Here is a 23,592-nt window from a genome sequence, read left to right on the forward strand (position 1 = left end):
AGGAAAAAGCGATGTCTTTGCTCCTATGCCGAACGGGCGGTGTGAAACCCGTAATGACTGCCTGAAAAAATTCCGGATCAGGCTTTGACCAGGCGCATGGCGCTGTGGGCACCGCTGGCTGCTCCTTGTCCGCGCTCCACACGCACAGGCAGCGTGCGGGCAATGGCGGCCAGCGCACGACCCGCCGGATCCGGCCCGTCCAGCTGGAATACGCCTGAAACATGCAGGGCAGCCACGTCGTCGGCGCATTCCATGGGAATGCCGGTCTGGCGTGACAGCTCGGTCACGAAGGCGTCCAGGCGCATGCGGCGGGCGACCAGTACGCCGTCGGTCCATGCGTCGGGCACCAGGCCTTCGTCGGGCAGGCGCACAGGGCGGTGCTGGCCGGCGTGCAGCACATGGGTTTCGCCGGAGGTGGCGACGATGGCGTCCAGGGGGCCTGGCGCAGTGCCGTCCAGCGCCCTGACATGGATGGCCACGCGGCCCTCGGTGACGTACAGGCGCGTGGCCGTGTCCGGGTGTTTTTCGTGGCGCACGCCGAAGCTGGTGCCCAGGGCCTCGAAGCGGGCCAGCGGCGTTTCCACCCAGAAGGAGCGTCGGCCCGCGAGGGAGCGCGGGTCGCTGCCGGTGTCGATGAAGATCTCGCCGCGTGCCAGGCGGACCACGCGGCGCAGCAAGGTGAAATCCACCTGCACCAGCGTGTCCGGTGCCAGGTGCAGGCGGCTGCCGTCGGCCAGCAGGGTGCTGCGGCGCTCACCGATGGCCGTGTCCAGCGCGATCTGCTCGCGCGGTGCAGCCCAACGCCATGCCATGGATCCCAGCAGCAGGGCCGCGGGGCCCAGGAACAGCAGCCGCTGCAGGCTTGCGCGCCGGCCTCGCGCCGGACCTGGACCAGCGGACCGCAGGACGCCGTGGGCCAGTCCCGCCTGGCCGGCGGGCAGGGCGAACTGGGCCTCCACCGCCTGGACCTGTTGCCAGGCCTGTTCGTGCGCGGCGTGGCTGCTGCGCCATGCCTGGCAGGCGGCGCGGTCGGCATCGGTGGCCGTGCCGGAGGCCAGCCGCACGGCCCAGGCAATGGCCTGTTCCAGCGCCTGGGGGGCCTGGTCCGTGCTCACGCCGTCAGTTCCTTGCGCAGGGCAAGGCAGTGGCGTATGGCGGTGGCCATGTATTTCTCGACGGAGCTCAGGCACACGCCCAGCTGCAGGGCGATTTCCGGGTAGCTCAGGCCTTCCAGGCGAGAGAGCAGAAAGGCGCTGCGGGCCTTGGGCGGCAGGCCGGCCAGCAGGTTGTCCATGCGCACCAGGGATTCGATCAGCAGATGGCGCTCCTCGGCCGAGGGCGCCAGCGGCTCGGGCAGGCTGGCGATGGCGTCCAGGCAGGCGCGCTCCAGCGCGGCGCGGCGGGTGTGGTCCACGACCAGGCCGTGGGCGATGGTGGTGAGCCAGGCGCGCGGCTCGCGCACGCCATGCAGGGACTGGGGCTTGCCCAGCACGCGAACGAAGGTGTCCTGGGCCAGGTCGGTCGCATCGCAGGGATTGCCCAGCCTGCGCCTGAGCCAGCCCACCAGCCAGCCGTGGTGGTCGCTGTAGAGCAGGGCGATGTCGGGGTGCGAAGGCGCGGCGGCCATGGGGCGGGTTCCTGGGAATGCGGATTTGATAATGATTCGCATTCTATTTGAGCAATGGCTGCAGCCTGCCCGCAACTGGCCCGCCGCGCAATGCGTTGCATGCATCCAACGCGATCCGGCCATGCGGGGCTGCGCACCTTCGGGTTTGAGCTAGGACAAGATCGGCCACGTCCGCCCCTGATGCAATACAGCTACGGGATTTGCCCCGGGCTACTCCAAGACTCTCCATCATGAAAAGAACTCTGCTCGCCGTTGCTGCCGTTTGCGCCCTGTCGTCGGGTGCCGCGTTTGCGCAGCAGGCCGAAGGCCCCTGGATGGTGCGCGTGCGCGCCGTGAATCTGGACAGCGCCAACAAGGACAGCACGGGTCTGGGTCTGTCGATCAACAACAAGTGGATGCCCGAACTGGACGTGTCCTACTTCTTCACGCCCAACATCGCTGCCGAGCTGGTGCTGACCTACCCGCAAAAGCACGACCTGCGTGCCAACGGCCTGGGCCAGATCGGCAGCCTCAAGCACCTGCCGCCCACGCTGCTGGCGCAATACCACTTCACCAATTTCGGCGCCTTCAAGCCCTACGTCGGCGCCGGTGTGAACTACACCCGCTTTTCGAGCGTGAGCTTCAACCCTGCCGTGCAGGCCGCGCTGAACCCCTCGATCAAGAAGAACAGTTTCGGCGGCGCGCTGCAGATCGGTTTCGACTACGCGCTGGACAAGAACTGGTCGCTGAATTTCGACGTGAAGAAGGTCTTCATTGAAACGGACGTGAGCTCCGCCGGCACCAAGGTGGGCACCTTCAAGGTGAACCCGGTGCTGGTCGGTGTGGGACTGGGCTATCGCTTCTGATCTCCGGATCATGAGTGAGGCACGCGCTGCTTCATCCGGCAGCGCGTAGTGAGGCAAGGATGGGTACTTGGTCCGGTATGCCGTTCGCGGCATACCGGATTTTTTTCGTCCGAACCGGCGCTTTCGCCTGCTGCGGACATGCTGCGGCGCACCACCGGACAGGTCACGAAAAAATCACGCGCGGTGGAAACTGTCCTACCCGCATGCCATGGGCAGGCGCCTAGGCTGGTGCCTCGGCCTGCCGGTGCGAGTCTTGCGAGGCTCGCTTGCCGTTTGCAGGCGTCAGTCACCATTGGCTGTCCGCCCCTTGGCGACCGCGCCCTGCTGCAAGCCGGGATGCGGCATTCACCATGCTGCGGCGGGCGGCGCACAACGCGAGGCCCCCACCATGCTGTCTGCCCACGACTCGACCGTGTCTTCCTCTGCCCTGGCATCGCGCGCCCAGCGCGTGCCGCTGCCTTTGCCTTCGGCGCCGCGTGCGCCCGCCCAGGGCGGCAGGCGCGAGGCGGCCCTGGAATGGGCGGACCACGCACTGCGCGCGACCCGCGCCGAACTGCAGCACGGGCTGATGCAGCCCCAGGCCCAGGTCTCTCCCAAATACCTCTACGACGCGCGCGGCTGCGACCTGTTCGAGCAGATCACGCGGCTGCCCGAGTACTACCCCACGCGCACCGAGGCCGCCATCCTGGCCGACTCTGGCGCCGCCATGGCCGAGGCCCTGCGCGGCAGCGAGGTGCTGATCGAGCTGGGCGCCGGCAATTGCGAGAAGGTGCGCGGCCTGTGCCGCAGCCTGCGGCCACGGCATTTCGTGGGCGTGGACATTGCGGGCGCATTCCTGCGCCAGTCCGTGCGGCGGCTGGCCGAGGAATTTCCGCAACTGCAGACCCATGCCGTCACGGCCGACATCACCGAGCCGCTGACCCTGCCGCCCCATATCCCGCAGGCCGGGCGGCTGCTGTTCTATCCGGGCTCGTCCATCGGCAATTTCGACCCGGTACAGGCCCAGCGCATGCTGGGCCAGATGCGTGCCATGGTCAACGACGACGGCGGCCTGCTGATCGGCATAGACCTGCCCAAGTCCACGCAATGGCTGGAGCCCGCCTATGACGATGCACAGGGCGTGACGGCGCGCTTCAACCTGAACCTGCTCAGCCACGTCAACAGCCTGCTGGGCAGCGACTTCAACCCGGACGACTGGGAGCATGTGGCCTTCTTCAACGCCGAGCATTCGCGCATCGAGATGCACCTGCGCGCGCGCCGCCCGCTGATCGTGGGCTGGCCGCAGGGGCTGCGGCATTTCTCGGCCGGCGAGACCATCCACACCGAAAACAGCTACAAGTACCCGCTGCCCGAATTCCTGGGCATGCTGGCCTGCGCGGGCTTCGGGTCCTGCCAGGTCTGGACGGATGAGCGCCAGTGGTTTGCCGTGATCCATGCCCATGCGTGAAATGCCCGCCGTCTTCCGCTGGGTGCAGCGCTACGAGGCCGTGCGCCAGAGCACCGTGCTGCTGGCCGCGCCCCTGTCGGCCGAGGATGCCTGCGTGCAGTCCATGCCAGACGCCAGCCCGGCCAAATGGCATCTGGCGCATACCACCTGGTTCTTCGAGACCTTCGTGCTGGCCGAGCACGCGCCCGGCGTGCCGCCCTTCGATGCCGACTTCCGCGTGCTGTTCAACTCCTACTACCAGCAGGTGGGCGAACGGCATCCGCGTGCGCAGCGCGGGCTGCTGACGCGCCCCTCGCTGGCGCGGGTGCTGGCCTACCGCGAAGCCGTGGACCAGCGCATGCTGCAGATGTTCGAGGACTGGGGCACGCAGCCGCCTGCACGGCTGGCCGCGCTGCTGGAGCTGGGCCTGCAGCATGAGCAGCAGCACCAGGAACTGCTGCTGACCGACATCAAGCACCTGCTGTCCTGCCACCCGCTGTGGCCTGCGTACCGGGCGCAGGAAGAGGGCGTGCCTGCGCCGCAAGAGCCCGATGGATTGCCCCCGCCGCTGCAGTGGCTGACCGTGCCGCGCGGCATGCATGCCGTGGGCCATGCGGGCGAGGGCTTTGCCTTCGACAACGAGCGCCCGCGCCACGAGGTGTTCCTGCAGGGCTGCGAGATGGCGCAGCGGCCCGTGAGCAATGCCGAGTTCCTGCGCTTCGTCAAGGATGGCGGCTATGCCCAGCCGCAGTGGTGGCTGGCCGAAGGCTGGGACTGGCGCTGCGCGCAGCAGCTGGAGCACCCGTGGTACTGGCGGCGCCAGGCCGGTGGCGTGATGGACGGCATGTGGCAGGAATTCAGCCTGCATGGCGCGCTGGCGCTGGACGGGCGCAGGCCCGTCTGCCACCTCTCTTACTTCGAGGCCGATGCCTATGCGCGCTGGGCCGGCGCGCGCCTGCCCACCGAGGCGGAATGGGAGGCGGCCCTTGCCGCGCAGATGGCGCAGCGCCCGCAGCACGGCGAGCCGCCCGGCCCCGTGCACCCGTGCGCCATGCAGCCCGGCAGCCATGCGCTGGGCGAGGTCTGGGAGTGGACCCAGTCGGCCTACACCGCCTACCCGGGCTTTGTGGTGGCCGAGGGCGCGGTGGGCGAATACAACGGCAAGTTCATGGTCAACCAGTACGTGCTGCGTGGCGGCTCCTGCCTCACGCCGCCCGGCCATGCGCGCGCCAGCTACCGCAATTTCTTCCCCACCCAGGCGCGCTGGCAGATGACCGGCCTTCGGCTGGCAAGGGATCTGGCCTGAGCCTGCCCGTGCCGCGTTGCCTGGCATTGCATCGCGCGTCGGCGCATGCAGTAGCATCGTCGGCCTCAATGATCCGAGGGAGTTCCATGTTGTTGCGTTCGCTTGTTCTTGCCATGCCGCTGTCCCTGGTCCTTGCCGGCTGCGCCACTGCGCCGCCCCAGGCACCGGCGCCCAGCCAGCCACAGGACCAGCCCCGGCCCGAGGTGCCCGCCAAGGCCCCGGCCGATGCGCCGCACGCCGAACCCGAGGTGGCCAACCTCACGCCCCTGCCCAGCCTGCTGCTGATCGGCGAAGACGCTGCCGGCCGCTACTACTCCATGGTGGCCAAGGCCACGTTCACCATCGAGGCCGATGGCCGCCTGAGCCTGGCCGACCAGGGAGGCGGCCACGGCGGCGAGCCCATGGCACCCCAGGCCGACATGCAGGACCAGAGCATGTCCACCGAATGCAAGCCCTATGGCGCCGTCGCCAACCAGCGCACCACCTGGTTCCCGTACACGGGCGTGTTCGTGCGGGGCGGCACGCTGGTTGGCGCCAGGGCCGACGGTGCGGACGTGGCCGCCAAGGCGCTCACCGAGCATGAAGGTGCCCAGATGCTCTACACCGGCAAGGATGCTGATGCCACCGAGTACTACTACGCGCCCTGCGTGGGTGCGCAGCGTGTATCCACGGGCTGGCGGCTGGACCGCTACCTGCCCGACGGCGGGCAGCTGCGCGTGCGCGCCGATGCGCGCGGCGGCAAGGGCCAGACACTGGAGCTGAAGATTCCCAAGCCCTTTGCGCCCTTCGTGCTGGTGCGCTACCAGTCGGGCGCCATGATTCCCGTGCCCATGCGCGCCGTGCTGGCCACGGTAGACCTGGCCGAGCGCCGCGTGGTGATGCAGTACCAGGGCACCTATGCCGTGGAGCCTGCCATCCGCAAGATGGAGCTGCGCCTCATCGTGCCCGGCAGCCGCCCGTCCGAAGGCGAGACCGCCGCGCGCCACGCCGAACGCACCCAGGCCCAGTTGCGCGACCTGGCCCGCTGCGCCCCGCCCAAGGGCCATGCCATCGAGCCCTGCGCCAACCCGCAACGCACGCCCGATCCGCTGATCTTCTACTCCTCGCAGCAAGTGCGGGAGCGCGCCAAGCGGCGCTGACAGGCCAGGGGCCTGCCTGCAAGGGCCGGGCCGCCGCGCAGTCCGGCCAGCCCTTGCGCGGGAATCAGACCTTGGCCAGCGCCTGCTCCAGGTCGGCCAGCAGGTCGCTGATGTGCTCGATGCCCACGGACAGGCGCACCATGCCTTCGGTCACGCCGGCCTTGGCAAGCTCCTCCGCGTCCAGTTGGCGGTGCGTGGTCGATGCCGGGTGCGTGGCCAGGGACTTGGCGTCGCCGATGTTGACCAGGCGCGTGAACAGCTGCAGCGCATCCAGGAAGCGCGCACCGGCGGCGCGCGTGTCGCTGTCGCCGCTGCCGTTCTTGAGGCTGAAGGAGAGGATGCCCGAGGCGCGGCCGCCCAGCTGCTTCTTCACCAGGGCGTGGTCGGGATGGTCCTGCAGGCCAGCGTAGCGCACCCATTCGATCTTGGGATGCTTTTGCAGCGTCTCGGCGATCTTCTGGGTGTTCTCGCAGATGCGGTCCATGCGCAGGGCCAGCGTCTCTATGCCCTGCAGGATGAGGAAGGCGTTGTGCGGCGACAGCGCGGCGCCGGTATTGCGCAGCGGCACCACGCGCACGCGGCCGATGTAGGCGGCCTCGCCCAGGGCCTCGGTGTAGACCACGCCGTGGTAGCTGACATCGGGCTCGTTCAGGCGCTTGAAGCGTGTCTTGTGCTCGGCCCAGGGGAACTTGCCGCTGTCCACGACGGCGCCGCCCACGCTGTTGCCGTGGCCGCCGAGGTACTTGGTCAGCGAGTGCACGACGATGTCGGCGCCGTGCTCGATGGGGCGCAGCAGATAGGGGCTGGGCACCGTGTTGTCCACGATCAGCGGCACGCCATGGGCGTGGGCCACGTCGGCCAGCGCGCGGATGTCGGTGACATTGCCCAGCGGGTTGCCGATGGACTCGATGAAGATGGCCTTGGTCTTTTCATCGATGTGCTGGGCAAAGCTGGCCGGGTCGCGCGGATCGGCAAAGCGCACCGTGATGCCCTGCTGCGGAAAGGTGTGGGCGAACAGGTTGTAGGTGCCGCCGTAGAGCGTGCTGGCCGAGACGATGTTGTCGCCGGCCTCGGCAATCGCCTGGATGGCATAGGTGATGGCGGCCATGCCCGAGGCCACGGCCACGGCGGCAATGCCGCCTTCCAGCGCCGCGACGCGCTTTTCGAGCACGTCGGTGGTGGGGTTCATGATGCGCGTGTAGATGTTGCCGGCCACCTTGAGGTCGAACAGGTCGGCGCCATGCTGGGCACTGTCGAAGGCGTAGGCCACGGTCTGGTAGATGGGCACGGCGGCCGACTTGGTGGTGGGGTCGGGCGAGTAGCCGGCGTGGACGGCCAGGGTTTCGATGCGCATGGAAGATTGCCTTTCTGGTGACGGCTTACGCAAGAAGGGTACGGGCGGGCCATTTGCCATGGGGAGCGGCGCGTTCCCGCATCCTGTTTGCGTAAGTCCTGAGGTTTTACTAGCGGAGGACGGTTGGCATTGTGGCGTGCCGGCCTCCGGTGCCCAACGATGCGTTGGTTACGAACATATACGCCGCAGCCCGGTTGCTCCTCTGCCACGGGCAGATATGCCCAGCCTGACATTCCCAGGACCGTGAGTGAATGTGTATTTTTGTTAACGATGTGTTGTAACGTGACCTGATCGCTAGACTCCATCAGGGAGTTGATGGTGACGTTGACAGCAAGACATCTTCTGGCGCTGGCGGTGCCCCTGTGCACCTTGCTGCTGGCCGGCTGTTTCTATGTCTGCTGGCGGCATCTGCGTGCCCGGCGCGAGTTGCGCAGCATGTCCTTCGCCTTCACCGGCTTCAGCCTGGCGCTGCTGCTGCAGATCCTGGAGCGGCCTGCGGCCGTTCCCGTCAATGCATTGACGACGGCCGCGCTGCAACTGTGCGCGGCCTGGTTCATCACCGAGGCCATGGCCATACGCCAGGGCGTGCGCCCCGATGCACCGCTGGCGGCCGGCTTTGGCGGCGCGGTGCTGGTGGTGCTGGGCTACTACGCCTGGGCCGTGCCCGATGCCCAGGCGCGCCAGCATGTGCTCAATTTCGGCCTGGGCCTGCAGCTGGCCCTGCCGCTGTGGCGGCTGCCACGCAGGCATCCCTGCACAGGCTGGGACCGGCTGCTGCTGTGGGTGTTCGTGGTCTTTGCGCTGAGCTTTTTCGTCCGCACGCTGTGGGTGACGCCGCGTGCTGCTTCGGTATCGGCCAGCGCAGCCGGGGAATGGCTGGGCATTTCTTCCTCGTGGATGGCGCTGCAGTTGAGCCTGCTGGTGTTCGGCCTGCTGTTTGCCATGCTATTCCTGGCCGCGGCGGTGCGCGACACCGTGCAGGAGCTGCACGAGGAGCGCGACCGCGATCCGCTGACCGGGCTGCTGAACCGGCGCGCCTTCAAGGAGGCCGTGCAGCGCCGGCTGGCCGAGCAGCCGCAGCTGTCGGCCGCCGTACTGGTGTGCGACCTGGACCATTTCAAGCGGGTCAACGACGGCTGGGGCCATGCGGCGGGCGACGAGGTGCTGCAGCGCTTTGCGCGCCTGCTGCTGCGCAGCACACGCCAGCAGGACCTGGTTGCACGCTTTGGCGGGGAGGAGTTCGTGGCCCTGCTGCCGCACGCCGACCCGCTGGCCGCGCAATGGATAACCCGGCGCATCCAGACCCAGCTGCGCCTGATGGGCTTCAGCGCGCTGCCCGACGACATACGCATCACGGCCAGCTTTGGCGTGGCCTGGATGGCCCAGGGCCAGACGCTGGAGCAGGCGCTGGCGCGTGCTGACGCCATGCTCTACGAGGCCAAGCGCGCAGGCCGCGACCGGGTGCGGCTGGTGCCGCAAGAGGAAGAGGCCTAGCCAGGGCTTGGCTTGCCCGGTGTGACCGGCGCCTGCAGCAGGCGTGGGGTGCGGGAAGGGCGTGGCGATGAGCGTGGGGCGCTGGACTCGCGCGGTGCATGTGGCTCATGCGGCTCGTGCGGCTTGTGCGACACATGCTGCTCGTGCGACACATGCGGCTCGCGCGGTGCGTCCTGCTCGCGTGGCGCGTGGGCCCTGCGTGGTCCCCGCGGGCCGCTGGAGCTGCCGGGGCCGCGGGGTTCAGGCGCAGGCCTGGCGGGCCTGGCCGGGCGTTCGGCCACGGCCGGCTGGCGCTGTTCCCAGGCGGGCAGGGCGGCATGCACCATGGCGGCGCCGTGGGCGTCGTTGGCCGCGTAGTGGCGCTGGGCCAGGCTCAGCTGCGGTGCAGCCCAGTTGGAGGTGGAGATCTTCTTGGACTTGTGGAAGTTCTGCCCCAGCACCAGGGCCACGGCCGCGCGCACGCCCACCGAGCTGGCATAGCCGTGGCGCTTGAACACGCGGTCCAGGTCGATCACGTTGTGCAGCGCAACGCCCAGGCGCGCGGGCAGCGCGCTGCGGTCATGGTCCAGGCCGAAACCGGCCTTGCAGATGGACTCGCTGGCCAGTACGTCGGCCGCAAGCGCGCGTGCCTGCGCATGGTGCAGCTGCAGCAGCCAGGCCTGGTCGCAGGTGGCCAACTGCACCACATGGGGGCCGGTGTCGGTCTGGTGGGCGTGGAACAGCGGCTTGCTCTCGGTATCGAAACCGAGCACGGGAGCCGCCATCAGCGCAGCGCGTGCGGCCGCGAATTCGGCGTCGGTGGCGGGCACGTGGATGCAGCGCTCGGGCAGGGCGGCAAAAGGCGGCAGCAGGCGGCTGTCATCCTTGCTGGGAGCGTGCAGGCGGGGCATGGGAAAAGAGGGGGAAGCCGAGGCAAGCCGTCAAGTATGCCTGCACTTGCATGCCCCTCAGGCACCGGGTTTTTATCCCCGGTGCGTGTGGACGGAGTTGTGGAAAACTCCGGGTGTAACTTGCCGAATCCGCGCCCTGCAAGGCTTTCCACGGAATGCCTAAAAAATCAGCGCAGTGGCGAAAGGGCGTCGAATAAGGGTATTTGCGGATGGCTGCGCCGGACCCCGATGCAGGGTCCGGCGGCTGTTTCAAAAGGTGTCTAAAGGCCTTGATCGTTGAATACCGGCACCCGCTTTTCCAGGCCGGCGCGCACGGCCTCGGCCTGGTTGGGGCTGCCCAGCAGGGCCTGCTGCTCCTGCGCCTCGGCCAGCAGGATGTCTGCGGGAGAAGCGGTTTCGCTGAGCTGCATCAGGCGCTTGGAAGCGCGTATGGCGTGCGGGCTGCTGGCCGCGATCTGGCGGGCCAGATGGCGCGCTTCCTCCAGCGGCGCAGCGCTCACGCGCGTGGCCAGGCCCAGGGCCACGGCCTCGGGGCCGGGCACGACGCGGCCGGTGTAGACCAGTTCGCGCAGCACATCGCCGCGCACCAGCGGCGCGGCCAGCGCGCAGCCGGCCATGTCGGGCACCAGTCCCCACTTGATTTCCATGATGGACAGCCGCGCATCATCGGCCACCAGGCGGATGTCCGCGCCAAGGGCCAGCTGCAGGCCGCCGCCGTAGGCCACGCCGTGCACGGCGGCGATCACGGGCACGGGCAGTTCGCGCCAGCCCCAGCAGATCTGCTGGAAGCGGTTGGCCATGCCGTGCGTGCGCGCGGCCAGGTCCGTCATGTCCGCCGTCTGCTGGCCGTCGGCAATGCCGGCCATGCTGCCCATGTCCAGGCCCGCGCAGAAGGCGCGCCCTTCGCCATGCAGCACCACGGCGCGCAACCCGGGCGTGTCCCGCAGCCGCGCCAATGCGTCGATCAGTGCGTCGAACATGGCGGGGTCCAGCGCATTCATCTTGTCGGGCCGGGCCAGGGTCACCTCGGCCACGCCGTGGTCCACCGATATGCGCACGCGTTCTTGGCTCATGGCTTGTCTCCTTGTGTCTATGCGGTTCTTTGCTGGCGGTCGGCCGCGTTGCGCGATTCGATGGCGCTGCGCGCATTCGCCCAGTCCTGATCGCTCCAGCTGGCCAGCCCGGCGAAGTTGCCGCCCGTCGCCTGGTATTGTCCGCCGTCTATGGCAATGGTCTGTCCCGTCAGGTACTCGGCCTGGCGGCTCATGAGGAAGACGGCCAGGTTGGCCAGTTCGGGCATGCGGCCGTTGCGGCCCATGGGGTTGTCGGCGCGCACATGCTCGCCGCCCTGCGGGTTCAGCCGCGCGCTCATGCCTTCGGTGGGGAACAGGCCCGGCGCGATGGCGTTGAAGCGTATGCCCCGGTTGCCCCATTCCACGGCCAGCGATTGCGTCATGGCATGCACGCCCGACTTGGCCATGGCCGAGGGCACGGTGAAGGCCGAGCCGTTCCAGACCCAGGTGGTGAGGATGGACAGCACGCTGGCCTTGCGGCCCTCGGCCAGCCAGCGGCGGCCGCACTCCAGCGTGAGGTTGAAGCTGCCGCGCATGACGATGTTGGCCACGGCGTCGAAGGCGCGCATGGACAGGTCCTCGGTGCGGCTGACGAAGTTGCCGGCCGCGTTGTTGACCAGGCCCGTGAGCGCGCCGCCATCGGCCCAGATGGCCTCGATCATCTGCTCCACGGCCTCGGGCTGGCGCACGTCGCAGGCATGGCCTACGGCCCGGCCGCCGTGCTGCTGCATCAGCTCCTGCGCTGTCTGCTCGACCACGGCGCCGCGCCGGCCGCACAGGTGGATGTCGGCGCCCATCATGAGAAAGGCCTCGGCCATGACACGGCCCAGGCCGGTGCCGCCGCCAGTGACGAGGATGCGTTCGCCCTTGAGCAGGCCGGGCTTGTAGATGAGGTCGTCGAGGGTCATGGCTGCTGTCTCCTGTGCTGCCGGGGAAGGGATAGGGGAACTGCGGCAGCGCTTGGCGCCGCCAGGGGATCAGAGCGTCAGAGCGCGCGAGCGATCACTTCCTTCATGATTTCGCTGGTGCCGCCGTAGATGCGCTGCACGCGCGCATCGGCGTACATGCGGGTGACCATGTATTCGTTCATGTAGCCATAGCCGCCATGCAGTTGCACGAGTTCGTCGAGCACCCGGCCCTGCGCTTCCGAGCCCCACAGCTTGGCCATGGAGGCCGTGGCCGTGTCCAGCGTGCCGGCCACCAGTTGCTCCACGCAGCGGTCGATGAAGGCGCGGCCCACGGTGAGGGTGGTTGCCACCTCGGCGAGCTTGAACCGGGTGTTCTGCATGTCGGCAATGGCCTGGCCGAAGGCGCGGCGCTCGCGCACATAGGCCAGCGTGGCCTCGTAGGCGCCTTCCATGCAGGCCAGGGCGGCCAGGCCGATGATCAGCCGCTCGTAGGGCAGGTCGCCCATGAGCTGGTAGAAGCCCTGGCCTTCGCGCCCGCCCAGCAGCGCGTCCTGCGGCACGGTCACGTCATCAAAGAAAAGCTCCGAGGTGTCCTGGGCCTTCATGCCCATCTTGTCGAGCACGCGGCCCACGCGAAAGCCCGCGCAGTCCTTCGTCTCCACGATGAGGATGGAGGTGCCGCGCGCGCCCTGGGCCGGGTCGGTCTTGCAGACCACGAGGATCAGGCCGGCCAGCAGGCCGTTGGTGATGAAGGTCTTGCTGCCGTTGATGCGGTAGCGGCCGTCCCTGAGTTCTGCGCGCGTGCGCACGCCCTGCAGGTCCGAGCCCGCGCCGGGCTCGGTCATGGCGATGGCGCCCACCAGCTCGCCGCGCGCCATGGCGGGCAGGTACTTGCGCTTTTGCGCCTCGGTGCCGTGGTTGAGCAGGTAGTGGGCCACGATGGAATGCACGGAGTTGCTCATGCCCGAGAGGGCACGGCGCGCCATCTCCTCGTGGATCACGGCCTCGTGGCGGAAGTCGCCGCCGCCGCCGCCGTAGTCCTCGGGGATGTCGGTGCACAGCAGGCCCAGCTCGCCGGCGCGGCGCCAGATGGCATGGCCCACGTTGCCGCGCTGGCGTGCGGCCTCGTCCTGCGGCTGCATTTCGGTTTCCAGAAAGCGCACGGCGGTGGCGCGCAGGCTTTCCAGCTCGGGGGTGCTCCAGGAGCGTGTCAGTTGCAGTGGCATGGCTTGGACCGGTGGATTGAGGGGTTCAGTTGATGCGCCGTTCGCGGCCCTGCCAATAGGGTTCGCGCAGTTGGAATTTCTGCAGCTTGCCGGCGGCCGACAGCGGCAGCTCGGCGCGGAACTCCACCGAGCGCGGGCACTTGTAGCCCGCGATGCGTTCGCGGCAGTGGGCGATGACCTCGGCCTCGGTCAGCGGCTGGCCCTCGCGCGCGACGATCACGGCGTGCACGCGCTCGCCCCAGCGTTCGTCAGGCACGCCGATGACGGCGCACATGGCGACCTGGGGCAGCTGGGCGATGGCGTTCTCGACCTCGGCCGAGTACACGTTCTCGCCGCCGCTGACGATCATGTCCTTGAGCCGGTCCACGACGAAGAGGTAGCCGTCGGCATCCAGCCGGCCCATGTCGCCCGTGTGCATCCAGCCGTCCTTGAGCGCGGCGGCCGTCTCGGCGGGCCTGTTCCAGTAGCCCTGCATGACCATGGGGCCGCGTGCCGTGATCTCGCCCACCTCGCCGGCAGGCAGCTCGCGGCCCTCGCCATCGACGATGCGCACCTCGGCAATGGTCACGGGCCGGCCGGCCGCGCGCAGCAGGCGCTCGCGCTGCGGGCCGGGACGGTGCTCGGCCGGGCCCATGGACACGATGGTGGGCGACAGCTCGGTCATGCCGTAGGCCTGGGCGAAGTCGGCGCCGGGCAGCGCCTGCATGGCGCGCTCCAGCAGGCTGGCGTCTATGGGCGCCGCGCCATAGAGCATGAGGCGCAGGCTGGACAGGTCGAACTCCGCCAGGCGCGGATGCTCGATCAGCCGGCGGATCATGGTGGGCACCAGGAACAGCTCGTTCACGCCGTGCTGCTGGATGCCGTCCAGGATGGCCAGCTCGTCGAAGGCCGGCACGATGACCTGGGGCACCAGGCGCTGGGCCATGAGCAGGGCCAGGCCGCAGCCGGCCACATGGAACATGGGCGTGACCACCATGCCCACCTTCACATGCTGGCGCGGCACGTTGCTGGCATTGGACAGGGCGTTGATGAACAGGTTGTCGTGGCTGAGCATCACCCCCTTGGGCCGGCCCGTGGTGCCGCCTGTGTACATGACGGCAGCCAGGTCGTTGCCGCTGCGCAGCGCGTCGGCGCAGGGCGTGGCGGCGGCCAGCAATTGCTCGTAGTGCAGCGCGCCTTCGGGCGCGGCGCCCGTGCCGCAGAACACCACGGTGCGCAGGCTGGAGGACAGCTCGCGCAGCCGGGGCACCAGGGGCGCGAAGGCATCGTCCACGAAGAGCACGCGCGTGTCGCAGTCGTCCAGCGAGTAGGCCACCTCGTGCGCGCTCCAGCGGATGTTGACGGGGTTGACCGCGGCGCCTGCCCACCAGCAGCCATAGAAGTATTCAAGGTAGCGGATGGAGTTCAGGCCCATCATGCCGACGCGGTCGCCGGGCGCCACGTCCAGCGCCCGCAGCAGGCCGGCACAGCGTTCGATGCGCTGCGCAAGCTGCGACCAGCTGGCCTGCTCTGCGCCGCAGATGGCCGCCGTGGCGCCGGCCCTTTCGCGGCGGCCCTTGCGGATGGCCTGGGTGAGATACATGGGCATGGGGTTTCCTCAGGAGCGGGCGTTCCACGCGGCCAGCGTGTCTTGCAGGCTGGCGGCGCGCGGGGGGCGGGGCTGCTCGGGCACGCTGCGCGAAAAGCGCGGCGCCGGCGCGGGCTGGAGCACGCCACCGGCCTCGGTGAACGTGGCGCGCGCGCGGTTGTGGGCGTGCTGGGGCGCCTCGTCCCAGTCGAGCACGGGGGCGAAGCAGGCATCGCTGCCTTCCAGCAGCTCGCACCACTGCTGGCGCGTGCGCGTGCGGAACACATCGGCCAGGCGCAGCTTGAGCAGGGGCCAGCGTGCGGCGTCCAGTTGCGCGTCGAACAGCGGGTCCTGTATGCCGCAGCGCTGGCGCAGCTCGGCGTAGAACTGCGGCTCGATGGCGCCTATGGCGATGTATTTGCCGTCGGCGCAGGCATAGGTGTCATAGAAGTGCGCGCCGCCGTCCAGCAGGTTCTCGCCGCGCTGGTTGCTCCACTGGCCCTTGGCCTTGAAGCCGTACATGAAGGCCGACAGCAGGGCCGTGCCATCGGTCATGGCCGCATCGATGACCTGGCCCCGGCCGCTGCGCCCGGCCTCGTGCAGGGCGGCCAGCAGGCCCACGGCCAGCAGCATGCCGCCGCCGCCGAAGTCGCCCACGTAGTTGAGCGGCGGCACGGGCGCCTCGCCCGCGCGGCCGATGGCGTGCAGCGCGCCGGAGATGGCGATGTAGTTGATGTCGTGCCCCGCCGCATGCGCCAGCGGACCGTGCTGGCCCCAGCCCGTCATGCGGCCGTAGACCAGGCGCGGGTTGCGCGCCAGGCAGGGCTCGGGCCCCAGGCCCAGGCGCTCCATCACGCCGGGCCGAAAGCCCTCGATCAGCAGATCGGCGCGTGCGATCAGCGCCAGGGCCGAGGCCTGGCCTTCCTCGCCGCGCAGGTCGATCTCGACCTGGCTGCGGCTGCGCGTGGTGATGTCCTGTGCATCGACCGGCGTGCCGGGCCGCGCGATGCGCAGCACCTCGGCACCCATGTCGGCCAGCAGCATGGCGCAGAACGGCCCCGGGCCCAGGCCCGCGAACTCGACAACGCGCACGCCTTCAAGCGGTCCTGGCATGGAGGTCTCCTTTCAGGCTGTGGGCAGTGGATGGTTCTTGTACTGCTCGCGCAACTTCGTTTTCAGCAGCTTGCCGGTGGCTGTGTGCGGCAGCTCGGCTACCTGCAGCACATCGTCGGGCAGCCACCATTTGGCGATGCGCGTGGACAGGAAGTCGAGCATGGACTCGCGGCTGACGCTGTGGCCTGCGCGCGGCACCACCAGCAGCAGCGGCCGCTCCTGCCACTTGGGATGGGCCACGCCGATGATGGCGGCCTCGGCCACGCCGGGATGGCCCATGGCGGCGTTCTCCACGTCGATGGAGGAAATCCACTCGCCGCCCGACTTGATCACGTCCTTGGCGCGGTCCACCAGCTGCAGGAAGCCGTCGGCATCGATGGTGGCCACGTCGCCCGTGGTGAAGAAGCCTTCCTCATCGACGGGCGAGCCGCCTTCGCCCTTGAAGTAGCCGCTGGCGATCCAGGGGCCGCGCACGCGCAGGTGTCCCCGGGCCTGGCCGTCCCAGGGCTGGGGCCGGCCGTCGTCGTCCACGATCTTGAGGTCCACGCCCCAGACGCCGCGTCCCTGCTTGAGCTTGACCTTGACCAGCTCCTCGCCCGACAGCGCGTCGTGCCGGGGCAGCAGCTTGCTGACCACGCCGATGGGGCTGGTCTCGGTCATGCCCCAGCCCTGCACGACCTGGGCGCCGAACTGGTTCTCGAAGCGCTCCAGCATGGCGCGCGGCACGGCCGCGCCGCCGATGCCTATGCTCTTGACGCCCAGCGCGCGCGGGTCGATGTCGGGATGCGCATCCAGGTACTGGAACAGCATCAGCCACACGGTGGGCACGCCCTGCGAGAAGGTGACCTTCTCGTCGCGCATGAGCTCGTAGACGCTCTGGCCGTCCAGGTGGGGGCCGGGCAGCACCAGCCGGGCACCGGCCATGGCCGCCGCATAGGGCGTGCCCCAGGCGTTGGCATGGAACATGGGCACGATGAGCATCACGGTCTCGCTCGCGTTCAGGCCGAAGGTGTCGGGCGCCAGCTCCATCAGCGTGTGCAGCACGGTGGAGCGGTGCGAGTACAGCACGCCCTTGGGGTGGCCCGTGGTGCCCGAGGTGTAGCACAGCGACGAGGCCGTGCGCTCGTCGAACTCGGGCCAGTCGAAGTCCTCGCTCTGGTTGCCCACCAGTTCGTCCCAGCAGTGCAGGTCGGGCAGGTCCAGCGCGGGCATGTGCTCGCGCGAACTCATGCAGACATAGGTGGTGACGGTCTTCAGATGCGGTGCGAGCTTTTCCACCAGCGGCGCGAAGGTCACGTCGAAGAACAGCACCCGGTCCTCGGCATGGTTGGCGATGTATTCGATCTGCTCGGGAAACAGGCGCGGGTTGATGGTGTGCAGCACCGCGCCGCTGCCCGAGACGCCGAAGTACAGCGCCAGGTGGCGCCAGCTGTTCCAGGCCAGCGTGCCCACGCGTTCGCCGGGCTGCACGCCCAGCGACTGCAGGGCGTTGGCCACCTGGCAGGAGGCGCGGCGCATGCCGGCCCAGTCGGTGCGGTGCAGGCCACCGTCCCGTGTTTCCGGCAGGCGCGAGACGATCTCGGTGTGCGGGTGAAAGCGCGCCGCATGCTCGATCAGCGACGAGATCATGAGCGGGCGGTCCTGCATCAGTCCTTGCAAGGCGGGCATGGGGGTGTCTCCTGTCGTTGTCCTGAAGGCCGGGGTCATTGCACGGGCGCGTAGCGGCTGCCGTCGAAGCGCACGAGCTGCATCTTCTTGATGGGGAAGAAATCGTCCGCACCGGTCTGCAGGCTGATGCCCGGGTAGAGCATGGGCAGGTCCATCTTCAGGCTGGCGGCCTGCTTCATGATGTTGGCGCGCGTGAGCTCGTCGCCGGCCTGCCTGAGCACCTGTACCAGGGTCTGGGCCTGTGAGTAGCCGATGACGTTGAGCGAATCGTTGGGGTCGCCGGCCGGGTAGAACTGCTTCATGAAGGCCAGGTAGCCCGCCAGCTCGGGCGTGCCCTGGTTGGTGGGGTCCGAGGGCTCGCGCAGGTAGCTGGCCGTCATCACGCCGCGTGCGTTGTCCAGGCCCGCGGGCTTGAGCACCGAGCTGATGGACAGCGAGACGCTGACCAGGTAGTGCGCAGGCTTCCAGCCGATGTCGGCGGCCTTGCGTATGGACTGGGCCGCGAACTTGGGCGTGCTGATGTTGATGAAGGTGTCCGCCCCCGAGCCCTTGAGCGCCACCATCTGGCTGTCCACCGTGGGGTCGCCGACCTCGTAGGTCTGCTGCACGACGATGCGCTGCTTGGCCTGCTCGCCAAAGCCGTCGAGCACGCCCTTGAGGTAGTCCTTGCCGAAGTCGTCGTTCTGCATCAGGACGGCCACCTTGGCCTGGGGCCGCGTGGCCAGGATGTGCTGGGCGAAGGTGCGGCCTTCGAGCTGGTAGGTGGGCTGCCAGCCCATGGTCCAGGGGAAGTTCTTCGGATCGCCCCAGCGCGTGGCGCCCGTGGAGACGAACAGCTGGGGCACCTTGCGCTGGTTCATGTAGCGATGCACGGCCTGGTTGTGCGAGGTGCCCAGCGCGCCGAACATCAGCAGCACGCCGTCGCGCTCGACCAGCTTGCGCGTCTGCTCCACGCTCTGGGCGGGGTTGTAGGCGTCGTCGGCGGAGAGGTAGGTGATCTTGCGGCCGTTGATGCCGCCTTCGGCATTGATCTTGGCGAAGTAGGCCGCATGGGCCTTGCCGATGGTGCCGTAGGCCGACACCGGGCCCGAGTAGGGCACGAAGTTGCCGATGCGGATCTCGGTGTCGCTGGCGCCGGTGTCGTACTTCTTCTGGGCCTGGGCTGGCGCCTGGGTGATGGCCGGCAGGGCCAGCGCCAGGCAGGCGATCAGGGCCCAGGGGCCCCGGGCGATGGTGTTGCGCATGGTTGTCTCCTGGCTTGCGGGCGCCGTGCCCGCTTTTCTTGTGGTGGCCGGTCCATGGTAGGAACCGGCCCGGCGCGCGCCCATCGTCGATTCCGACGAATGCATGTGCGGGCGCAGCAAGGTGCGGCGGTCAGCCCGGCTGGCGTGGCGCGAAGACGGGTTCGCGCTTTTGCATGAAGGCCTGCACGCCCTCCATGAAGGCCGGCGCGCCCACCAGCTCGCGCTGGCGTTCAGCCTCGTAGTGAAGCTGCTGCTCCAGCGTGGAAGCGGCTGCGTGGTCCAGCGCGCGGCGGGCTTCCAGCACGGCACCGGCCGGCAGCCGCGCCAGGCGTGCGGCCGTGGCCAGGGCCTGCTCGCGCAGGGCCTCGTCGTCCACGCAGGCCCAGACCAGGCCCCAGTCGGCGGCCTGCTGCGCGCCAAGCCTGTCGCCCAGCAGGGACAGGCCCAGGGCGCGCGCACGGCCCAGCCGGCGCTCGATGAACCAGGTGGTGCCCAGGTCCGGCACGATGCCCAGGCGCGGCAGGAAAGGCAGGTAGAAGTAGGCCGAGCGCGCCGCCAGCGCCACGTCGCCGGCCAGGGCCAGGCCCACGCCGGCCCCGGCTGCCGCGCCGTTGATGGCGCAGACCACGGGCACGGGCAACTGCTGCAGGTCCAGGATGAGGCGGTTGGACAGCTGCTGCATGTTGTCGGCCGTCTGCGCGCCCAGCGTGCGGCCATCGGCCTGGGCCCCGCCTTGTGCCCCGCCTTGTGCGCCGCCCATGGACGACAGGTCCGCGCCCACGCAAAAACCCCGGCCCTCGGCGGTGAGCACCAGGGCGCGTAGGGTGGTGTCCTCGCGCACCTCGGCTAGCAGTTCGCGCAGCCGCAGCTGCAAGGGCCTGCCCAGCGGATTCATGCGGGCGCTGTCCTGGAGGACGATGAGGGCGATCTCGCCGCTGTCGCCGTTGTTGCCGTGGCGTTCCATGCGGACGGCCGGACTGGAATTCATGGGGGACTCCTGTGGGTGGGGATGGAAAGTCAGGTGCGCGGCCGCTGCCGGGGCAGGCGACGGCCCGGCCGGCCCGGCCGGCCCAGTCGGTGCAGCAGGCCCATCACGCCGCCGGGCATGGCAAACATGAAGACGATGAGCACGGTGCCGTAGACGGCCCAGGGCGCGGCCTTGGAGACCTGCTCGGCCAGCCCCGGGATGAACATGATGAACAGGGCGCCGAACAGCGCGCCCCACAGCGTTCCCACGCCGCCCACCACCACGCCCACCAGCAGCGAAATGGACAGGAACATGGTGAAGGAGTCGGGCGCCACGAACTGCACGGCAATGGCCGACAGCGCGCCGCCCACGCCCGTGTAGCCGGCCGAAATCGCAAAGGCCATGGACTTGCAGTGCGCGTTGTCCACACCCATGGCCTCGGCCGCCATGGCGTGGTCGCGGATGGCGCGCAGCGCCAGGCCGCTGCCGCTGTCTATGAGGTTGCGCGCCATCCAGAACAGCAGCGCCGCCACGGCCAATGCATAGAGGTAGAACCACTGGTCGGCATCCAGCGGCAGGCCCCAGGGCGCCTCGGGCTTGGTCAGCACGATGCCGCCCACGCCGCCGGTCCAGGCCTCCAGGTGGCGGTACTTGAGCAGCTGGGGCATGGCCACGCCCAGCGCAAAGGTGGCCAGCGCCAGGTACAGCCCTTCCAACCTGAGCGCGGGCCGCCCGAACAGGTAGCCCGCCGCCAGGCTCACCAGGCCCGCTGCAGGCACGGCCAGCCAGTAGGCCAGGCCCGCGCGGTCCATCAGGATGCCGGCCGCATAGGCGCCTATGGCGAAGAAGGCGCCATGGCCCAGCGAGATCTGGCCGCTGTAGCCCGTGAGGATGTTCAGCCCCACCAGGGCCACGGCATAGGCCAGCACCATGGTGGCCTGGAACAGCTGGTAGCCCTTGGCCACGAAGACCAGCGAGCAGGCCGCCAGCGCCAGCGTCGCGATCAGTACCGTGCCCAGGGGCAGGGGGCGGCGCGCGCTGGTGGCGGCGACCAGTGCGTCAGACGAGGAGGCGGATCGTGTGGACATCATTGTTCTCCAGGGCGTTTGGCACAAAACTGGCGTGGCCCAAAAGCGAGGGAAACCGAGCAAGGGCCTACGCCGGCCGCGCCGCCCCGCCGCGAGGGTGTCGTCCCCCTCCTGCGTAGCGAGAGAGGGGGCGCCGTGCAACGGGAAGCGGCGTCCGCCGCTCAGGGGGGGCATTGTTCAAACCCTCCTGACGACTTTGCGGCCCATCAGCCCGGCCGGCCGCACGATGAGCACGCCCACGATCAGCACCAGGGCCACAGAAAGCTTGAGTTCGGTGCCGACCACGTAGCTGCCCACGAGGTTTTCAAGCACGCCCACGATGAAGCCGCCCAGCACGGCGCCCGCGGGGCTGTCGATGCCGCCCAGCAGCGCGCCCGCAAAGGCATACAGCAGCACGCCGCTCATCATGTGCGGATCGAGGAAGACCACGGGCGCCACCATCATCCCGGCCACCGCGCCGATGGCGCCGGCCAGGCCCCAGCCCAGCATCAGCATGCGCCCCACGGAGATGCCCACCAGGCGCGAGGAGGCCGGGTTCTGAGCGGCCGCGCGCATGGCCAGCCCCAGCGGCGTGAGCCGGAAGAAGGCAAACAGCAGGGCCACGATGGCCAGCGCCACGAAGATGGTGCCCACCTCATGGGCCGACATCAGGGCGCTGCCATACCAGGCGTCGGCCGGGAACGGGCTGGGGAACTCCTTGATGGTGTAGCCGAAGATCCAGCCGGCCAGGCTGTGGAAGACGATCAGCAGGCCGATGAAGACCACCACCTGGGCCAGGTCCGCCGCCTTGTGCATGGGGCGGATGATGGCGAACTCCACGGCCGCGCCCAGCACGAAGGACAGCGCCACCGTGGCCAGGAAGGCCCACCAGTACGGCAGCCCCGCCTGCAGCAGCGCCCAGGCGATGAAGGTGGAGAACATGGCCATCTCGCCCTGCGCGAAATTGATGTGGTGCGTGGCCTGGTAGATCATGACCAGGGCCAGCGCCACGGTGGCGTAGATGCCGCCCGTGGCCAGGCCGGCCAGCAATTGGTGGATGAAGGCGTCCATGGCCGCTACTCCCCGAGATAGGCCTGGCGCACCGCGTCGTTGCGGCGCATGGCTTCGCTGGGACCGTGCAGCACGATGCGGCCGGTCTCCAGCAGGTAGGCGCTGTGCGCCAGCTCCAGCGCCAGGCGCGCGTTCTGCTCCACCAGCAGGATGGTCGTGCCCTGCTCGGCGTTGATGCGCCGCAGGATGCCGAAGATGTCGCGCACCACCAGCGGCGCCAGCCCGAAGGAGGGCTCGTCAAGTAGCAGCAGGCGCGGGCGGCCCATGAGGGCACGGGCAATGGCCAGCATCTGCTGCTCGCCGCCCGACAGCGTGCCGGCCTGCTGGGTGCGGCGCTCGCGCAGGCGGGGGAAGTAGCCGAACATGCGCTCCATATCGCTGCCCACGTCGGCACGGGCCGCACGCGTGGGCCGGGCCTGCGCCCCCAGGCGCAGGTTGTCCTCGGCGCTGAGCTGGGCGAAGGTGCCGCGCCCGTCGGGCACATGGCCCACGCCCTGGCGCGCGATGCGCTCGGTGCTGTGCCGGTCTATGCGTTCGCCGGCCAGGCGCACCTCACCGCGTGTGTCCACCAGGTGGCGGCAGATGGCGCGCAGCGTGGTGGTCTTGCCCGCGCCATTGGCGCCCAGCAGGGCCGTGACGCGGCCTTCGGCCAGGTCCATGTCGATGCCGTCCAGCACGCGCACCGACCCGTAGGCCGCATGCAGTCCGCGGATTTCAAGCAGTGCCGGCATGCGCCACCTCCCTGTCCTGGTCCTGCGGCTGCATGTCCGAACCCAGGTAGGCGCGGATGACTTCGGCATGGGCGCGAACCTCGCCCGGCGTGCCCTCGGCGATCTTGCGGCCGAAGTTCAGCGCCACGACCTTGTCGCTCACGCGCATGACCAGGCCCATGTGGTGCTCCACCAGCAGCACGGTCAGCCCCAGCCGGTCGCGCAGCGACAGGATCAGGTCGCCCAGGCCGGCCAGCTCCTCATGGTTGAGGCCGCAGGCCGGCTCGTCCAGCAGCAGCAACTGCGGGCGGCAGGCCAGGGCGCGCGCCAGCTCCACGCGCTTTTGCGTGCCGAAGGGCAGGTCGGCCACGCGGCGCTCTGCCACGCCCGTCAGCTCCAGCAGGGCCATCAGCGATTGCGCCTGGGCGCGGGCTTCTTCCTCGCGCCGGCGCACGCCGGGCAGGCGCAGGGCGTCGCGCACAAAGCCGGCGTGCTGGTGGCTGTGCGTGCCCAGGCGCACGTTGTCGGCCACCGTCATGCTGGAAAACAGGGCCAGGTTCTGGAAGGTGCGGCCCATGCCCAGCGCGGCCATGCGGTGGCGCGCCAGCGTGTCCAGCGGCTGGCCGCGAAAGCGGATGTGGCCGGCCTGCCAGGCATACAGCCGAGACAGGCAGTTGAACAGGCTGCTCTTGCCTGCGCCGTTGGGGCCGATGAGGCCGCAGATCTGGCCTGCCGCAACATCGAAACTCACGCCGTCCAGCGCGACGATGCCGCCAAAGCGCAGCGAAACGCCTTCGATGCGCAGCAGGGGCTGCGAGTCCTGGCTCATGGCTTTCCCTCCCCCCGATGGTGGGCGACCGGCGCGGCCCGCGCCGGTCGCACCGTGGCATGGCGGCG

General features: G+C 69.3%; 21 protein-coding genes. 5 read left to right on the forward strand and 16 right to left on the reverse strand.

Features of this window, described 5'->3' with window-relative positions; translation table 11 throughout:
- Positions 1 to 77 precede the first annotated feature (77 nt).
- Positions 78 to 1,115, reverse strand: coding sequence for a FecR family protein (locus DA1_RS20875; protein ID WP_034395995.1), 1,038 nt, complete (start codon positions 1,113 to 1,115; stop codon positions 78 to 80).
- Positions 1,112 to 1,627 carry a sigma-70 family RNA polymerase sigma factor gene (locus DA1_RS20880; protein ID WP_034395993.1) on the reverse strand — a complete coding sequence of 172 codons (516 nt, stop codon included), beginning with the start codon at positions 1,625 to 1,627 and terminating at the stop codon, positions 1,112 to 1,114. The genes DA1_RS20875 and DA1_RS20880 overlap by 4 nt, the downstream gene beginning before the upstream one ends.
- A gap of 230 nt (positions 1,628 to 1,857) precedes the next feature.
- Between DA1_RS20880 and DA1_RS20885 the strand changes: the two genes are divergently transcribed.
- The 4 genes from DA1_RS20885 (at position 1,858) to DA1_RS20900 (ending at position 6,343) form a co-directional block, all read left to right on the forward strand.
- On the forward strand, positions 1,858 to 2,472 hold the full coding sequence (locus DA1_RS20885; protein WP_013801530.1) for an OmpW/AlkL family protein: 615 nt from the start codon (positions 1,858 to 1,860) through the stop codon (positions 2,470 to 2,472).
- 388 nt (positions 2,473 to 2,860) lie between these two features.
- Complete coding sequence (gene egtD, locus DA1_RS20890; protein WP_034395990.1) at positions 2,861 to 3,919, forward strand: L-histidine N(alpha)-methyltransferase; 1,059 nt, start codon at positions 2,861 to 2,863, stop codon at positions 3,917 to 3,919.
- Positions 3,906 to 5,204, forward strand: a complete 1,299-nt coding sequence (gene egtB, locus DA1_RS20895) for an ergothioneine biosynthesis protein EgtB (protein WP_034395988.1) — start codon at positions 3,906 to 3,908, stop codon at positions 5,202 to 5,204. The genes egtD and egtB overlap by 14 nt, the downstream gene beginning before the upstream one ends.
- 86 nt (positions 5,205 to 5,290) lie before the next feature.
- Positions 5,291 to 6,343, forward strand: coding sequence for a hypothetical protein (locus DA1_RS20900; RefSeq protein ID WP_034395985.1), 1,053 nt, complete (start codon positions 5,291 to 5,293; stop codon positions 6,341 to 6,343).
- A gap of 64 nt (positions 6,344 to 6,407) precedes the next feature.
- Here the strand turns inward: DA1_RS20900 and DA1_RS20905 are convergent, their stop codons facing one another.
- Positions 6,408 to 7,697: an O-acetylhomoserine aminocarboxypropyltransferase/cysteine synthase family protein gene (locus DA1_RS20905; protein ID WP_034395982.1), complete on the reverse strand. Its 1,290-nt coding sequence runs from the start codon at positions 7,695 to 7,697 to the stop codon at positions 6,408 to 6,410.
- 315 nt (positions 7,698 to 8,012) lie between these two features.
- On the opposite strand from DA1_RS20905, the gene DA1_RS20910 reads away from it, so the two are divergent.
- Positions 8,013 to 9,191, forward strand: a complete 1,179-nt coding sequence (locus DA1_RS20910; RefSeq protein WP_013801535.1) for a GGDEF domain-containing protein — start codon at positions 8,013 to 8,015, stop codon at positions 9,189 to 9,191.
- Here the strand turns inward: DA1_RS20910 and DA1_RS20915 are convergent.
- From DA1_RS20915 to DA1_RS20975, 13 genes are all read right to left on the reverse strand, one after another.
- Positions 9,188 to 10,081 (reverse strand): 3'-5' exonuclease, encoded by an 894-nt coding sequence (locus DA1_RS20915; RefSeq protein ID WP_034395978.1) that lies wholly within the window; start codon positions 10,079 to 10,081, stop codon positions 9,188 to 9,190. The two genes, DA1_RS20910 and DA1_RS20915, sit on opposite strands and share 4 nt — an antisense overlap.
- 260 nt (positions 10,082 to 10,341) lie before the next feature.
- Positions 10,342 to 11,154, reverse strand: coding sequence for a crotonase/enoyl-CoA hydratase family protein (locus tag DA1_RS20920; protein ID WP_034395976.1), 813 nt, complete (start codon positions 11,152 to 11,154; stop codon positions 10,342 to 10,344).
- Positions 11,155 to 11,171: 17 nt separating this feature from the next.
- Positions 11,172 to 12,062 carry an SDR family oxidoreductase gene (locus DA1_RS20925; RefSeq protein WP_034395972.1) on the reverse strand — a complete coding sequence of 297 codons (891 nt, stop codon included), beginning with the start codon at positions 12,060 to 12,062 and terminating at the stop codon, positions 11,172 to 11,174.
- Between the two features lie 77 nt (positions 12,063 to 12,139).
- The gene (locus tag DA1_RS20930) at positions 12,140 to 13,288 is read right to left on the reverse strand and encodes an acyl-CoA dehydrogenase family protein (RefSeq protein WP_034395970.1); all 1,149 of its coding nucleotides are present in this window, start codon (positions 13,286 to 13,288) and stop codon (positions 12,140 to 12,142) included.
- Between the two features lie 25 nt (positions 13,289 to 13,313).
- Entirely contained in the window at positions 13,314 to 14,876 is a 1,563-nt protein-coding gene (locus DA1_RS20935; RefSeq protein ID WP_034395967.1) for a long-chain-fatty-acid--CoA ligase, read from the reverse strand.
- 9 nt (positions 14,877 to 14,885) lie between these two features.
- Entirely contained in the window at positions 14,886 to 15,968 is a 1,083-nt protein-coding gene (locus DA1_RS20940; protein ID WP_012206624.1) for a CaiB/BaiF CoA transferase family protein, read from the reverse strand.
- A gap of 12 nt (positions 15,969 to 15,980) precedes the next feature.
- On the reverse strand, positions 15,981 to 17,636 hold the full coding sequence (locus DA1_RS20945; protein WP_012206623.1) for a long-chain-fatty-acid--CoA ligase: 1,656 nt from the start codon (positions 17,634 to 17,636) through the stop codon (positions 15,981 to 15,983).
- Positions 17,637 to 17,671: 35 nt separating this feature from the next.
- Positions 17,672 to 18,880, reverse strand: a complete 1,209-nt coding sequence (locus DA1_RS20950) for an ABC transporter substrate-binding protein (RefSeq protein ID WP_034395965.1) — start codon at positions 18,878 to 18,880, stop codon at positions 17,672 to 17,674.
- A 130-nt stretch (positions 18,881 to 19,010) separates the two neighbouring features.
- Entirely contained in the window at positions 19,011 to 19,868 is an 858-nt protein-coding gene (locus tag DA1_RS20955; protein ID WP_034395962.1) for an enoyl-CoA hydratase-related protein, read from the reverse strand.
- 29 nt (positions 19,869 to 19,897) lie between these two features.
- The gene (locus DA1_RS20960; RefSeq protein WP_034398831.1) at positions 19,898 to 20,935 is read right to left on the reverse strand and encodes a branched-chain amino acid ABC transporter permease; all 1,038 of its coding nucleotides are present in this window, start codon (positions 20,933 to 20,935) and stop codon (positions 19,898 to 19,900) included.
- Between the two features lie 177 nt (positions 20,936 to 21,112).
- Positions 21,113 to 21,985 carry a branched-chain amino acid ABC transporter permease gene (locus DA1_RS20965; protein ID WP_012206619.1) on the reverse strand — a complete coding sequence of 291 codons (873 nt, stop codon included), beginning with the start codon at positions 21,983 to 21,985 and terminating at the stop codon, positions 21,113 to 21,115.
- A 5-nt stretch (positions 21,986 to 21,990) separates the two neighbouring features.
- On the reverse strand, positions 21,991 to 22,716 hold the full coding sequence (locus DA1_RS20970; RefSeq protein ID WP_034395959.1) for an ABC transporter ATP-binding protein: 726 nt from the start codon (positions 22,714 to 22,716) through the stop codon (positions 21,991 to 21,993).
- On the reverse strand, positions 22,700 to 23,524 hold the full coding sequence (locus tag DA1_RS20975; protein WP_034395956.1) for an ABC transporter ATP-binding protein: 825 nt from the start codon (positions 23,522 to 23,524) through the stop codon (positions 22,700 to 22,702). The genes DA1_RS20970 and DA1_RS20975 overlap by 17 nt, the downstream gene beginning before the upstream one ends.
- Between the last annotated feature and the right edge of the window lie 68 nt (positions 23,525 to 23,592).

It is taken from the genome of Delftia acidovorans NBRC 14950 (assembly GCF_001598795.1).
Classification (GTDB): domain Bacteria; phylum Pseudomonadota; class Gammaproteobacteria; order Burkholderiales; family Burkholderiaceae_C; genus Comamonas; species Comamonas acidovorans.